Annotated in this window: 13 protein-coding genes; 8 read left to right on the forward strand and 5 right to left on the reverse strand. The window is 61.5% G+C overall.

Annotated features, from left to right (window positions below; all coding sequences use genetic code 11):
• The first annotated feature begins 2 nt into the window (after nt 1–2).
• Nucleotides 3–1004, forward strand: coding sequence for a methionine ABC transporter ATP-binding protein (locus QM716_RS05325; RefSeq protein WP_283302830.1), 1002 nt, complete (start codon nt 3–5; stop codon nt 1002–1004).
• Nucleotides 1001–1669, forward strand: a complete 669-nt coding sequence (locus QM716_RS05330; RefSeq protein WP_283302831.1) for a methionine ABC transporter permease — start codon at nt 1001–1003, stop codon at nt 1667–1669. The genes QM716_RS05325 and QM716_RS05330 overlap by 4 nt, the downstream gene beginning before the upstream one ends.
• 4 nt (nt 1670–1673) lie before the next feature.
• Here QM716_RS05330 and QM716_RS05335 read toward each other — a convergent pair whose 3' ends face one another.
• A complete protein-coding gene (locus tag QM716_RS05335) occupies nt 1674–2894 on the reverse strand; it encodes a fatty acid desaturase family protein (RefSeq protein WP_283302832.1) in 1221 nt (406 codons plus the stop codon).
• 135 nt (nt 2895–3029) lie between these two features.
• On the opposite strand from QM716_RS05335, the gene QM716_RS05340 reads away from it, so the two are divergent.
• A complete protein-coding gene (locus tag QM716_RS05340; protein WP_283302833.1) occupies nt 3030–4235 on the forward strand; it encodes an enhanced intracellular survival protein Eis in 1206 nt (401 codons plus the stop codon).
• 65 nt (nt 4236–4300) lie between these two features.
• Entirely contained in the window at nt 4301–4864 is a 564-nt protein-coding gene (locus QM716_RS05345; RefSeq protein ID WP_283302835.1) for a GtrA family protein, read from the forward strand.
• Between the two features lie 86 nt (nt 4865–4950).
• On the opposite strand, the gene QM716_RS05350 is transcribed toward QM716_RS05345, so the two are convergent.
• From QM716_RS05350 to casI, 3 genes are read right to left on the reverse strand one after another with little or no spacing between them, the layout of a single operon-like run.
• Entirely contained in the window at nt 4951–5832 is an 882-nt protein-coding gene (locus QM716_RS05350) for an LLM class F420-dependent oxidoreductase (RefSeq protein WP_283302836.1), read from the reverse strand.
• Nucleotides 5829–6191: an SDR family NAD(P)-dependent oxidoreductase gene (locus tag QM716_RS05355; protein ID WP_283302837.1), complete on the reverse strand. Its 363-nt coding sequence runs from the start codon at nt 6189–6191 to the stop codon at nt 5829–5831. Before QM716_RS05355 ends, QM716_RS05350 begins: the two co-directional genes overlap by 4 nt.
• Nucleotides 6188–7819, reverse strand: a complete 1632-nt coding sequence (gene casI / locus QM716_RS05360; RefSeq protein WP_502941963.1) for a steroid-22-oyl-CoA synthetase — start codon at nt 7817–7819, stop codon at nt 6188–6190. The genes QM716_RS05355 and casI overlap by 4 nt, the downstream gene beginning before the upstream one ends.
• 254 nt (nt 7820–8073) lie before the next feature.
• Here casI and casG point away from each other — a divergent pair, with 254 nt between their 5' ends.
• The 4 genes from casG (at nt 8074) to QM716_RS05380 (ending at nt 12370) form a co-directional block, all read left to right on the forward strand.
• Nucleotides 8074–9735 carry a steroid-24-oyl-CoA synthetase gene (gene casG, locus QM716_RS05365; RefSeq protein ID WP_283302839.1) on the forward strand — a complete coding sequence of 554 codons (1662 nt, stop codon included), beginning with the start codon at nt 8074–8076 and terminating at the stop codon, nt 9733–9735.
• Nucleotides 9732–10202, forward strand: coding sequence for a nuclear transport factor 2 family protein (locus QM716_RS05370; protein ID WP_283302840.1), 471 nt, complete (start codon nt 9732–9734; stop codon nt 10200–10202). The genes casG and QM716_RS05370 overlap by 4 nt, the downstream gene beginning before the upstream one ends.
• Nucleotides 10203–10280: 78 nt before the next feature.
• A complete protein-coding gene (locus QM716_RS05375) occupies nt 10281–10796 on the forward strand; it encodes a nuclear transport factor 2 family protein (protein ID WP_283302841.1) in 516 nt (171 codons plus the stop codon).
• Between the two features lie 77 nt (nt 10797–10873).
• On the forward strand, nt 10874–12370 hold the full coding sequence (locus tag QM716_RS05380; RefSeq protein ID WP_283302842.1) for a DUF222 domain-containing protein: 1497 nt from the start codon (nt 10874–10876) through the stop codon (nt 12368–12370).
• A 23-nt stretch (nt 12371–12393) separates the two neighbouring features.
• Here the strand turns inward: QM716_RS05380 and QM716_RS05385 are convergent, their stop codons facing one another.
• Complete coding sequence (locus QM716_RS05385) at nt 12394–12549, reverse strand: hypothetical protein (protein WP_283302843.1); 156 nt, start codon at nt 12547–12549, stop codon at nt 12394–12396.
• Nucleotides 12550–12623 lie beyond the last annotated feature (74 nt).

The following is a 12623-nucleotide window of genomic DNA, read 5'->3' on the forward strand; positions in this document are numbered from 1 at the left end:
TCATGGTCTTCTCGATCGAATCGGTCTCCAAGGAATACCGCAGCGGCACAAAAGTTCTGCATGCACTCGATTCCGTGTCCCTGAAAATCGAAGACGGCGAAATCTTCGGCATCATCGGCAAGAGCGGCGCAGGTAAGTCGACTCTCCTGCGATGCCTCAACCTGCTCGAACGCCCGACCAGCGGCCGGGTTCTGTTGGGCGACACCGATCTGACTGCGCTGAGCCCAGCGCAACTGCGCGACGCACGCAAGCGGATCGGTGTCGTGTTCCAGCATTTCAACCTGCTGCATTCCCGTTCGGTGGCCGCCAACATCGCGTTTCCTCTCGAGGTGGCGGGATACTCGCGGGCAGACCGACGCGCCCGCGTCGACGAGCTGATCGAGTTGGTCGGCCTGGAAGACCGACGTGACGCCTTCCCTTCGCAACTGTCCGGCGGCCAGAAACAACGTGTCGGCATCGCGAGAGCCTTGGCTGCTTCTCCCGACGTCCTCCTGTGCGACGAGGCTACGAGCGCCCTCGACTCGGACACAACCGATTCGATCCTCGACCTACTCGCCGACCTCAATCGACGACTCGGTGTCACCATTGTTCTGATCACCCACGAGCTCAACGTGGTTCGACGGATCTGCCACCGCGCCGCTCTGATCGATCAGGGCCGCATCGTCGACGAGGGAACGCTCACCGAACTGGTCGCGGACCCGGGATCGCCCCTCGGCGAGGCACTACTGCCGACCGGAACGGTGCGAACTACCCCGACCGGAATTCCCGCGCTCCTCACCTTTGTCGATTCACTGTCCACCTCACCCGTGATTTCCCAACTCTCGCGCGATCTCGACGTCGACGTCACGGTGATCTCCGGAGGTATCGAGAACATCGGCACTCATCAGGTCGGTCGCCTTCGCGTGGAGTTCGCCTCGCACACGGGACTCACCAGCAACGAAGAGACAAGAAAGTCTGTCGAAGAACATCTTTCGCAGCGCGGAGTGAAGGTGACGTTCTCATGAACAAGACGTCCTGGCAGGATTCCCTGGGCGAAGCATGGGAAGCCCTACTCGACACGCTCTACATGGTGGGCGTCTCGTTCGTGCTCACAGTGATCATCGGTATCGCTCTCGGTGTTCTGTTGCACGCGAGCGCTCCCGACGGAATCCGTCCGAACCGCTTCCTCAATTCGGTTCTGGGCACCGTGGTGAACATCGGCCGTTCGCTGCCGTTCGTCATCTTGTTGGTACTCCTCATCCCGGCAACGAGGGCGATCGTCGGAACAGCGCTCGGCGCCACGGCAGCGATCGTGCCGTTGACCATCGGGTCGGTGCCCTTCTTCGCGCGCGTCGTCGAGAACGCCTTGCGTGAGATCGATTCCGGACGCGTCGAGGCAGCGCGGTCCATGGGCGCCACCGACAAGGACATCATCACCAAGGTGCTACTGCCCGAATCAGTTCCGGGATTGGTAGCCGGAGCAACCCTGACGGCGGTGATGCTGATCGGTTTCTCGGCCATGGCAGGTGCCATCGGCGCCGGTGGCCTCGGCGACTTCGCAATCAAGTACGGCTACCAACGATTCAACACACCGGTGCTGTTCGTCGCAGTCGTGATCTTGATCGTGTTGGTGCAGGCGATCCAGTCGACCGGTGATCTTGTGGTTCGTTCAATGGCGCACAAGCGGTAATTGATCAGCTCGAGACCATCGCGATCGCTGTTCGCAGGCCGCGCCGCTTACCGGTCTGCGGATCGACGCCGAACACTTCCTTGATTCCGCCTCGGATGCGGAACTTCAACTCCGAGTGTGTCTCCGGAGCGTCGTCCTGGGAAGCCGAGAGAAACCTGTTGGGCAGCGACAACTTCCAGATGGTGCGCAGAGTCAATCCGTACTGCTTCCACAGCGGCCCGGTGGTGTACGGGAGGTCGTACTTGTCACACAGCTCGCGCAACGGCACCGCGATTTCCGAGTACCGATTGCTCGGCAGATCCGGGAAGCAGTGATGCTCGATCTGATAGCAGAGGTTGCCGCTCATGAACGCCATGACCGGGCCGGCGTGAAAGTTGGCGGAGCCCAGCATCTGTCGTAGGTACCACTGAGCGCGCGATTCGTTCTCGAATTCCTCGAGCGTGAACTTCTCGGCACCGTCGGGAAAGTGCCCGCAGAAGATGACGGCGTAACTCCAATAGTTGCGGATGAGATTTGCAACGGCGTTGGCCGTCAACGTGGTCTTCCACGCCGGGCCGGTCAGAGCGGGGAACAGGATGTAATCCTTCGCCACCTGACGCGCGATCTTCTTTCCGACGTCCTTGGCCATCTCCGATTTCTCGGACCACTTCACTTCACCCTTACGGAGTTTGTCCGTCTCCAGGTGATGCAGTGCCACTCCCCACTCGAACAGCGTCGCAAGCACAAAATTCGTGATCGGTTGAAAGAGATAGTCGGCGTGCCACTTCTGATCGCGAGTGACGCGCATGATTCCGTAACCCACATCGTTGTCCAGACCGACGATGTTGGTGAACTTGTGATGAGTGAAGTTATGCGAGTGCTTCCATCCCGAGGACGGGCAGGTGTTGTCCCACTCCCAGTTGCTCGAGTGAATCTCGGGATCGTTCATCCAGTCCCACTGGCCGTGGATGATGTTGTGGCCGAGTTCCATGTTCTCGATGATCTTGCCGACCCCCAGGAGCGCAGTCCCCAGAATCCAGGCAGGCTTCTTCTTGCTGGCGAACAAGACGATGCGACCGGCCACCATCAGAGAGCGTTGAAACGCGATTGTCCGCTGGATGTATCGAGCATCGTGCGCGCCACGCTTCTCCTCGATATCGACCCGAATGGCGTCCAGTTCGCGCCCGAGTGCCTCCACGTCTTCCTCGGTGAGGTGGGCATATTCCTTGATGTCGGTGATCGCCACAGTATTTTCTCCGTATCGATTTTTCTCCGTGCCGCAGGACTGGTCCGTCGGGCGGTACCCCAGGGAGTCGGTGCGGAAACGTCGGCTCCGATATTCATGTGCGTCTTCGTGCAATCTATGCCAGAGTCGATATACGTGAGCCCCGAAAACAAGATCACCATCCGCACCGCTACCGAGAGTGACTGGCCGGCTCTCCAATTACTCGACTCGGTGGGGTTCGGTTTTCATCCGTCTCCCGCGGTCAGCGAGCTGACAAAGGCGCTCTACAAGCCCGAGGACATCATCCTTGCCGTCGACGGTGAAGTGCCTGTCGGCGTGGCTATCGAGATCGACATGGAATTCACCGTGCCCGGCGGACGCCAACTCCCCGCGCGGGGGATCACCTGGGTATCCGTCGCCCCGACTCATCGTCGCCGCGGCGTCCTACGCTCGATGTTCACTGCACTTCACGCCCATATCGAGTCGACCGGTGCGCCGCTTGCAGCGCTGACGGCCAGCGAGGCCGGCATCTACAACCGCTTCGGATACGGCCCGGCCACCGTCAGTGAGGGCATCACCCTCGATCGACGCTTCGCGCAGTTCCGCCCGGAGGTGCCCGACAACGGCGGTGTGTCGATTGTCGACGTCAAGGCTGCCGCGACGCTTCTGCCCGAGATCTACGACCGGTGGCGACTGCAGACTCCCGGCGCGCAGGTCCGACCGCAACCACTGTGGGATCACATGTTCGCCGACCCGTCCGAGGATCGTGACGGTGCCTCCGGACTGTTCTTTCTGACACACGCGGACGGCTACGTCGCTTACCGGCACACGAGCGAGGGCCGCGACAGCATCGCTCGGATCGACGAGTTCGTGACGATCACCGAAGATGCGCACGCGGCGCTGTGGCGCACGCTCTGCGGACTCGACCTCGTCACCCGGATCGAGACACGCCAGCATCCCGCCGATCCCCTACGGCTGATGCTCACCGACTACCGTCTCGCCAGGACAACTACGCGTTCCGATCGTCTGTGGCTTCGCATCATGGACGTGCCTGCGGCGCTCGAGGCTCGTGAATACGCTGCTGACCTGGACACCGTCATCAAGATCGATGACCCGTTCCTGAAGGCCGGCGGGACTTTCGCACTTCAAGTCAAGGGCGGCAAAGCCACCTGCGCGGCCACCGACGCCGAGCCTGCGATCACAATGCCCGCCGATGTTCTGAGCAGCCTGTACCTCGGCGAGCACCAGGCCAAGACCTTCGCGGCGGCGCACCGACTCCAGGCAACTGATTCGCAGGAAATCCGGAACCTCGACTTCGCGTTCAGCACATCGAAGCCGGCAATTCTCGGGTACGGATTCTGATGATCTTGCCGACACGAGCGTCGCCGATTTGTGCCGTCGGCCGAATTCAGGGTTAGCCTCGAACAATGGCGTTTGTCGAAAAGATGGTCAATAGGCTTCCTGAGCGGGTTCTCGTGCGCGTCCTGCCGCACGCAGAAATGCTCAAGTTCCTGGTGGTCGGTGGCATCGCCTTCATCGTCACCACGGTGCTGTTCTTCGGCATCAAGTGGACGGTTCTGCCTCAGCACCCGGTGACGGCCAACATCCTCGCGGTCCTGATCGCGACGGTTCTGTCCTACGTCCTGAACCGTGAGTGGTCGTTCGCTCAGCGCGGCGGTAGACAGCGCCATCACGAGGCCGCGCTGTTCTTCATCGTCGCGGGTATCGGTTTGGCCATCAACCAGGTACCGCTCTGGACGTCCAGGTACGTGTTCCACCTGCGTCAACCCGAGGTATCGGTGTTGATGGAGAATTTCGCGGACTTCATCAGCGGATCGATCATCGGAACCCTGCTGGCGACGGCCTTCCGGTGGTGGGCCATGCGCCGGTACGTCTTCCCCGAAGAGGCCACCGACAGCCAGGTCGTTCTCGACATCGAAGCGACTCCTGGCGCCAAGACGCCGACAACCGACGCCACCGCCCTCGACTGACTTCCCGGATCGACGCACCAGATACCGCGTCCTTAGTCGGCGGGATGCTCCTGAACGGGCTGGCACATCCCTGATCAGGTGCGGGACTACGCTCCGAGCCCCAGCCGCTTCGAGCACTCGGCCATCTCGTCGATGATCAGTCCCAAGGACGTACCACGACGGCTGGCGGACAGCACGATTCGATCGGCTCCCAAGCCGCGTGCCCAGTCGAGTTTTGCTTCGTCGAGTCTGGGTAATGTCGCTCCGAGAACGAGCGAGACGTCGGCGGGATCTCGATCGGCCTTGACCGCAGCAGCTTTCATCGCTGCAACGGCCTTGTCGAGGTCTTCACCAGCAAGTCCCAGCGGCTGGAAACCGTCACCCAACCGGCCTGCTCGCCTCGCGGCCGCGAGACTGTGTCCACCGATGTAGAGCGGAACTCCCGACTCGCGGTGAGGCTTCGGCCAGCTGTATGCACCCTTGAACGAGAAGTATTCACCGTCGAAGTCGACCGCTTCCTTGCCTGCCCAGAGTGCGCGCATCACCGCGATTGCCTCGTCGGCAACCTTGCCACGACGCTCGAAGTCACCGCCGCACGCTTCGATCTCTTCCTTCATCCAGCCCAGTCCGAGGCAGATGCGCAGGCGCCCACCCGAAAGTCGATCAAGCGTCGCCAAGCGCTTGGCAAGCACTACCGGATTGTGATTGGGCAGCACCAGAACTCCGGTGGACAGACCCAAAGTGGTTGTGGCGCCGGCCACGAACGAGAGCAGTTCAAGCGGATCCGGGATGTCGCAGTCATCGGGAAGATGCGACTTCCCGGTCGGAGAATAGGGGTATTCACTCTCGGTGTCGGCGATGACCACCGAGTGCTCCACGGCCGAGATCTCGTCGAAACTCAACGATTCGGCCGCAGAGGCGAATTGCAGAATCCGATCAGGGTCTCCACTTCGACCCAATTCGACCGGAACGACTACGCCGAGCTTCATACCGTTTCCTCCAGTGTCGCCATTAATTTCGGACCGTCCACGACGCGACCGAGGAACCGGTCCGCATCCGGATCTGTTGCAAGCCACACCGCCGCTGCAGCCGGCACGGATACCGGTGTGGCAGCGAATCCCGCATCGACTATCGCGTCTGCGCCACCACGGGCTTTCCCTGATTCCGTAATGACAAATCCCGGACTCAGATTGAACGCCTTGACCCTCGTTCGCGGAGCTGCCCGCCCCTGTCCTTCACGAACGGTGCGAGCGGTGATCGCAACGTCGAATCCCGCGCGCGCGAAGGCAAGCGCGCACTCTCGGCCGATCCCCCGGGAAGCGCCGGTGACCAGCGCGACACCACTCACAGGAACCGCGAACGGCCGTGCATCTCGAACTCCTTCTCCAGGTTCACAACGTCAGCTTCGGTCATCAACGTGTATTCGGGGGCGCCACGGCCCACCCAGTGGAACACCGGTTCGTCGGTACGCCAGCGGTCGGCCTGTAATTCACGCTTGAGTACCTTGTTGGACCCTGTGACCGGCAGATCGGTCGAAACGCGAACGAACCGTGGCGCCGCCTTGGTACCCAAATCCGCCTGCGCGGCAAGGTAAGCCGCGAACTCGACCGGATCGAAGTCGGCAAAATCGGCAACCTCGATTGCGGCCATCACCTGATCACCCGAACGCGGATCCGGCACCGCGAAGACACCCGTTGCAATCACCTTGGGGTGGCGACGCAGGATGTGCTCGATCATCAGCGCCGACGTATTCTCGCCGTCGACGCGGATCCAGTCACCTTTGCGACCGGCGAAGTAGATGAACCCGGCCTCGTCGACGTAGCCGAGATCGCCTGTCCAGTACCAACCGTGGCGAATCTTCTCGGCTATCGCGTCTTCGTTCTTGTAGTACCCCTCGAACTTCTTCGAGCCGGCCTTGTCGACCATCTCGCCGATGGATTCGTCGGGGTTCAGCACGTGAGAGTGCTCGTCGAGGATTGCGCGGGGTCGCTCTTCGCGAGTATCGGGATCGACGATGACAATGTTCTCGTTCGCGGGACGGCCCAGTGCGCCGGCAGGCTGGTTCGGATCGAGCACCACCGAACCGGCGCCTTCACTCGAACCGTATCCCTCGAAAAGCTGTGCACCGAAACGGCGGATGAACTCTCCTTTGTCCCCCGGCGACGCCTCGGTCCCGAAGCCGTGAGTGAGAGTGTTCTCGATGTCGTCGGGCTGTTCCGGCGTCGCCATGAGATACCCCAAGGCCTTACCGACGTAAGTGAAATATGTTGCGCCGTAGAACCGAACGTCCGGCATGAAACCCGAGGCGGTGAACTTGCGAACGAGGCAGACGGTAGCTCCCTGTGAGAGCGCCGGCGCCCAGAGGGCCATCAGCGCATTCCCGTGGAAGAGCGGCATGCAGCAGTAGCAGACGTCGTCGCGGTCGATGTCGTACTTGGCGCAGTTCGCGTAGGCCAACCGCGTCAAACGTCCCTGGCTGCACCGCACTGCCTTGGACATTCCAGTGGTGCCCGAGGTGAAGAGAAGCAAGAACAGCGTCGACGCGTCGACGCCGAGGTCGATCTGAGGTGACTCGACCTGGTGAGCTGAAATCTTGTCCGCGTAGGACGCGTCGTCGACGAGGACAAATCGGTCTTCGGTCAGACCGAGGTCAAGGCCGGCCAACTTCTCGTAGCCCGCTTTGTCTGTGACGATCAGCTGGCAGTCCACGTACCGAACCTCGGCCTCGAGCTCGGCGCCACGCCTGGTCGGATTGATGCCGACGATCGCGGCTCCGGTCAGGGCCGCGCCGCCGAGCCAGAAGAGAAACTCGGGGTCGTTCTCGAGAAGTACTCCGATGTGAAACGGCCCAGGCGCGCGAAGCGACTTCGCAAGCGAGCCGCGCGCTGCGCTCTCGCGCACCACCTCGTCCCAGCTCCAGTCCTGCGTCCGCGTGCGCAGACCCAGGCGCTGATCACCGAGACGGTCGATCAACATCTGCGCGACGTCCTCGCGCTGAGGAGCTGCAAGGGCTGCATTCGAAGATGCTTCGGTGGCGGTGTTCGTCATCGTGTCCTGTGTCCTAGTCGATATCGGAATGTCGATTACTCCAACTGCGATACGACTCGAACGTATCGACGCCTCGGAGCCGGAACCCTCCCAGTCTCGCTCAGTGGTAACCGCCGACACAGATATGATTTTCTCGTGAGATTTTGTGACGTGAAAAGCGCCACAATACGAAAGGCCATTCCATGACTGCCCCCGCAGATCCGCAGTTGCTTCTGGACCAGGCGGTCTCACGCCTCACTGGTCCAGGTGGGCCATTCGAGATCGTCGAAGAAGAGGTTCTCGGCACGGTCATGCCCGTGATGAAGAACCGCGGTCGTGCCATCGGTGAGCTCATCTCGGCATCTCGGGCATGGGGCGACGGCGACTATCTCGTCACCAGCGATCGTCGAATCTCGTTCACCGAGCACGCCGATTCCGTCGCCGCGCTGGCAACTGCTCTGCGGGACAAGTACGGAGTCCGCAAAGGCGACCGTGTGGGCATCCTCGCTGCCAACACTCCCGAATGGGTCATGACGTTCTTCGCGACGCAGGCGCTCGGCGCGATCGCGGTCGGTCTCAACGGTTGGTGGGTTCCTCGCGAGGTCACCCACGGGATCGAGCTCTCACGTCCGAAGGTTCTGGTCGTGGACGCCAAGCGCGGCGCCGCACTTCCCGAACTACCGGCAGACATCACGGTCCTCACCATGGAAGAGGATCTCCCCGCGCTCATCGCGGAGTACGCGGGCTCCGACGTGCCGAGCACCGATATCGACGAAGACGATCCCGCAGTCATCCTGTTCACCAGCGGAACCAGCGGTCGTCCCAAGGGCGCACTCCACTCGCACCGCAACGTGATGGCCGTCGTCGACTACCACAAGTACAGCGACGCAATCGGCGCTGCATTCACCGGCCGGGAGTACGACGCTTCCAAGCCGAGCCCGCTGCGCTATCTGCTCACCTCCCCGCTCTTCCACATCGCCAGCCTGCACAATCTGGTGGTCCCCCGTCTCGCGACCGGCAGCGCCGTCATCCTGACCGAGGGCGGCTTCGACGTCGACAAGGTGCTCGGGCTGGTCGAACGTGAGCGCGTCACCAACTGGGGTGCGGTACCCACCATGGCGTCGCGTCTGCTCGAACACGGCAACATCGCCAAGTACGACGTCTCTTCTCTGACTGCATTCTCGCTGGCATCCGCGCCGTCGTCGCCCGCTTTCAAGGAACGCCTCAAGGAGCAGGTGCCGTTCGCACGCAATGCTCTGGTCGACAGCTACGGCCTCACCGAATGCAGCACCGCCATCGCAGTAGCCGTCGGCGCCGAACTCGAAGAGTTCCCAGGCACTCTCGGCCGTCCGATCATCACCGTCTCGATGGAGATTCGAGATCCCTTCGGCGAGTGGCTGCCGGACGGCATCGAAGGTGAAGTGTGTGTACGCAGCCCGTTCGTCATGCTCGGATACTGGGAGAACGACGAGGCAACCGAATCTGCAATTGCGCCCGGACGCTGGCTCCGCACAGGTGATTTCGGCGTCATCGAGAACGGGCGTCTCCGTCTCACCGGCCGTCGTTCCGACCTGATCCTGCGTGGCGGCGAAAACGTCTACCCCACCGAGATCGAGCAGACGCTCGACGAACACCCAGACGTGATCGAGTGCGCTGTCATCGGCATGCCGCACCCCGACCTCGGCCAGGAAGTATCCGCTGTGGTGGTCCTGCGCCCCGGAGCGGAAACCACGGAGGCCGAGTTGCGTGACTACGCTGCCGAGCGCCTGTCCTACTTCAAGGTTCCGTCGAAGTGGCGCATCACCGGTGATCTGTTGCCTCGCAATGCAACCGGCAAAATGGTTCGGCGCGAGATCACCGTATGACCGCGGAGCTGTCACGGATCGTTGCCGAGTCGGCGATCCGTGACCTGCTCTGCGAGTACACGCACCTGATCGATCAGGGCAGATTGCGTGAAGTCGCCGCGTTGTTCGCCCAGTCCGATTACGGGCAGTGCGGCCCGGACGGAGTTGCCACCACAGTCATTTCATCCGACGCCGATGCCGTCTTTGCAGCCTGTAATGGCTTCATTCGGATGTACGACGATCCGCCGATTCCGCGAACCAAGCATCTGCTGACCAACACGCGAATCTCGGTCGACGGTGAATCAGCGACGGCGCTCTCGTACGTCACGGTCATACAAGGTATCGAAGATCTTGCCCTGCAACCCATTTTGTCGGGACGCTACTTCGATCGCTTCACCTGCGTCGACGGAACGTGGCAGTTCAGCTCGAGGCTCTTCTGTTTGGACAACATGGGCGACATGTCCGCTCATGCCAAGCGGGCACTGTAGAGGAACAACTGTGGAAATCGGCGTCAACGTTTTGGGTCTCGAGACTCGATTGGATGACCAACATCAAGGAGGCACGACATGGATCGGGCACTGCAGGATCTCATCGACAAGCAGGCTGTTCGTGAGGTGGTTTTGACGTACTGCCGCGGCATCGATCGCCTCGACTTCGATCTCGTCCGCAGCGCCTATCATCCGGATGCGGTCGACCATCACACCGGCTTCGACGGCAACATCGACGAGTACATCGCCTGGGTTACACCGAAACTCTCGGCGATCAGCGGCACGATGCACCACATCGGCAATCATCTGATCGAACTGCACGGCGACCAGGCGATCAGCGAGGCGTACTCGATGTCCACACATTGGGGCGGCTCCGAAGATATCGGGATGGTCAACTTCACCAGCGGTGCGCGATTCATCGACCACATGGAGCGACGTGACGGCCGTTGGGCTATCAAGGAGCGATGGGCCGTACGAGAGTGGACCCGCTCGGACGAGGGTCGCTTCGTCAACCCCGAGGGACCCGGTCCGCGCGGGCGTCGAGATGCCTCGGATCCTCTGACAGCATTACGACAAACCCTTGAGATGCACTGAGATTCAGAAATCGGACTTTTCCGACTGATTTGAGGATTCGGCTTCTAATCGAACATGCATTCGAATAGAATGAATGCATGTTCAACCCCACGACAGAGCTTTTCGGTATCTCAGCACAGCTGACCGGTACCGAAACTGATTGTGCCCTGGTTGATCTCATGACAGATCTGCATGCATGCGAGGCGATGCTGGTCGAACGCAAGCTCGCAGTCGTTGCCGAGTTCTTTTCGCGGCGAAGCTCGGAGCATGTCGCCAGTGGGACCTGGTCGTCGACCGCACACGAGCTGGCGGAATCGGAAATCGGTGCGACGCTCACGATGGGTCGCGCAGCTGCCGGGAAGTTGATCGGGTTGGGTTTCTCGTTGAAGACCCGTTTGCATCGCACTCGAGCGGCGATGGCGCGTGGCGAGTTGGATCTGTACCGCGTGGGTTTGATCGATTCCGCGACCGCGAACGTAAAAGACGAGTTGATCGACGAGGTCGAACGACTGCTGCTCGAGCAGGTTCTCGCCCCACCGGTTGCCGGCGGAACCGGCCTGACGGGAAGGCGCCTGACAGCGGCGATCGATCGGATCGTGGCGGTGGTGGACCCGGAAGGCATGCGAGAACGTCGACGTCGCGCTCTCGCAGATCGGTTCGTCGGGGTCAGTGCCGCCGAGGACGGGATGGCCAAGATCTTGGGAAGCGTTCCGGCCGAGCAGGCTCGGGCCTTCGACGGTCGGTTGCGCGAATTGGCAATGTCGGTGTGCCGACACGACTCTCGAACCTACGAGCAACGTCGAGCCGACGCGCTCTTCGAGTTGACCAACGGATCACCGTTCTTGCGGTGTAACTGTGACCGTGCTGATTGCCCACAGGATCGTCGGGGTGCTGTTGTCGTTCGTCGCCCCGTGGTTCACGTCGTGATGACTGATTCCACTCTGCGCGGTGGCGGCGAGCCCGCCCACCTGGACGGGTATGGAGTGATCAGCGCTGAGCATGCTCGCGACATCGCACACGACGCAGTCATTCGAAAGGTCCGCGTACCCGCTGATGGCGCCACCGAACCGGTGGCTGCGTCGGCACACGTCTACCGGCCAGGTGCAGTACTCGATACCTGGTTGCGGATCATCGCGGGCAGCTGCCAGTGGCTGCATTGTGATGTCCCAGCCTGGAATTCCGACCTCGACCACAATGAACCGTTCCATCATGGCGACCCCGAGCGCGGCGGCAAAACAGTTGAGTCGAACATGAGTGCGTTCTGCCGGAATCATCATCGCCTCAAGCATTCTGACCGGTGGCGGTTCGCGTCGAACGAGGATCGAACCGTGTCACTGACGTCGCCGACCGGGCATAGTTACCGAACGCGGCCCGCAGGGTTGACGGCCGGCCTGCACGATCCGATACCGCCGCAAGGTGGTCGAAATCGGCGGACTCGAGCGGAGAACAAGGCTGCCCGTATCCAGAGCGAACGCAACAGCCAGCGCCGAAGGATTCAGAAACGAGCAGAGAAGCACGTTCAAAGTAGGCGGTGGAAATCACCGCGAGCCCACCGAGAACCCATCGATTACGGCAACGACCCGCCACCCTTCTGAGGCGCGTCGATGCGTCGCCGGTGTCAGTCCGACGCCGGCTTGGTGTCGTCGTCTGTTGCCGGATCGTCTTCAGCAAGTGGATCTATGGTGTCGACACCTTCGAGGACGGTCAGCTCTTCTTCCGCCTCGGCGAGGAGCGCCTTGGCTTCAGCTTCGACCTTCTTCACCCATTCGGACATCCCGAGCCTCTTCTCTTCCGAAAAGCGAGTTCCCGCTGTATCTGAACTCAGACTACGTCGCCGGCGACGAGTTT

It is taken from the genome of Rhodococcus sp. IEGM 1409 (genome assembly GCF_030056735.1).
In the GTDB taxonomy this organism is placed as follows: domain Bacteria; phylum Actinomycetota; class Actinomycetes; order Mycobacteriales; family Mycobacteriaceae; genus Rhodococcus_F.

What these genes read in the sequence shown, in the direction of transcription:
- QM716_RS05325 (WP_283302830.1), top strand. Translation starts at nt 3, where the DNA reads ATGGTCTTCTCGATCGAATCGGTCTCCAAGGAATACCGCAGCGGCACA.
- QM716_RS05330 (WP_283302831.1), top strand. Translation starts at nt 1,001, where the DNA reads ATGAACAAGACGTCCTGGCAGGATTCCCTGGGCGAAGCATGGGAAGCC.
- QM716_RS05345 (WP_283302835.1), top strand. Translation starts at nt 4,301, where the DNA reads ATGGCGTTTGTCGAAAAGATGGTCAATAGGCTTCCTGAGCGGGTTCTC.
- QM716_RS05350 (WP_283302836.1), bottom strand. Translation starts at nt 5,832, where the DNA reads ATGAAGCTCGGCGTAGTCGTTCCGGTCGAATTGGGTCGAAGTGGAGAC.
- casI (WP_502941963.1), bottom strand. Translation starts at nt 7,819, where the DNA reads ATGTTGATCGACCGTCTCGGTGATCAGCGCCTGGGTCTGCGCACGCGG.
- casG (WP_283302839.1), top strand. Translation starts at nt 8,074, where the DNA reads ATGACTGCCCCCGCAGATCCGCAGTTGCTTCTGGACCAGGCGGTCTCA.
- QM716_RS05370 (WP_283302840.1), top strand. Translation starts at nt 9,732, where the DNA reads ATGACCGCGGAGCTGTCACGGATCGTTGCCGAGTCGGCGATCCGTGAC.
- QM716_RS05375 (WP_283302841.1), top strand. Translation starts at nt 10,281, where the DNA reads ATGGATCGGGCACTGCAGGATCTCATCGACAAGCAGGCTGTTCGTGAG.
- QM716_RS05380 (WP_283302842.1), top strand. Translation starts at nt 10,874, where the DNA reads ATGTTCAACCCCACGACAGAGCTTTTCGGTATCTCAGCACAGCTGACC.
- QM716_RS05385 (WP_283302843.1), bottom strand. Translation starts at nt 12,549, where the DNA reads ATGTCCGAATGGGTGAAGAAGGTCGAAGCTGAAGCCAAGGCGCTCCTC.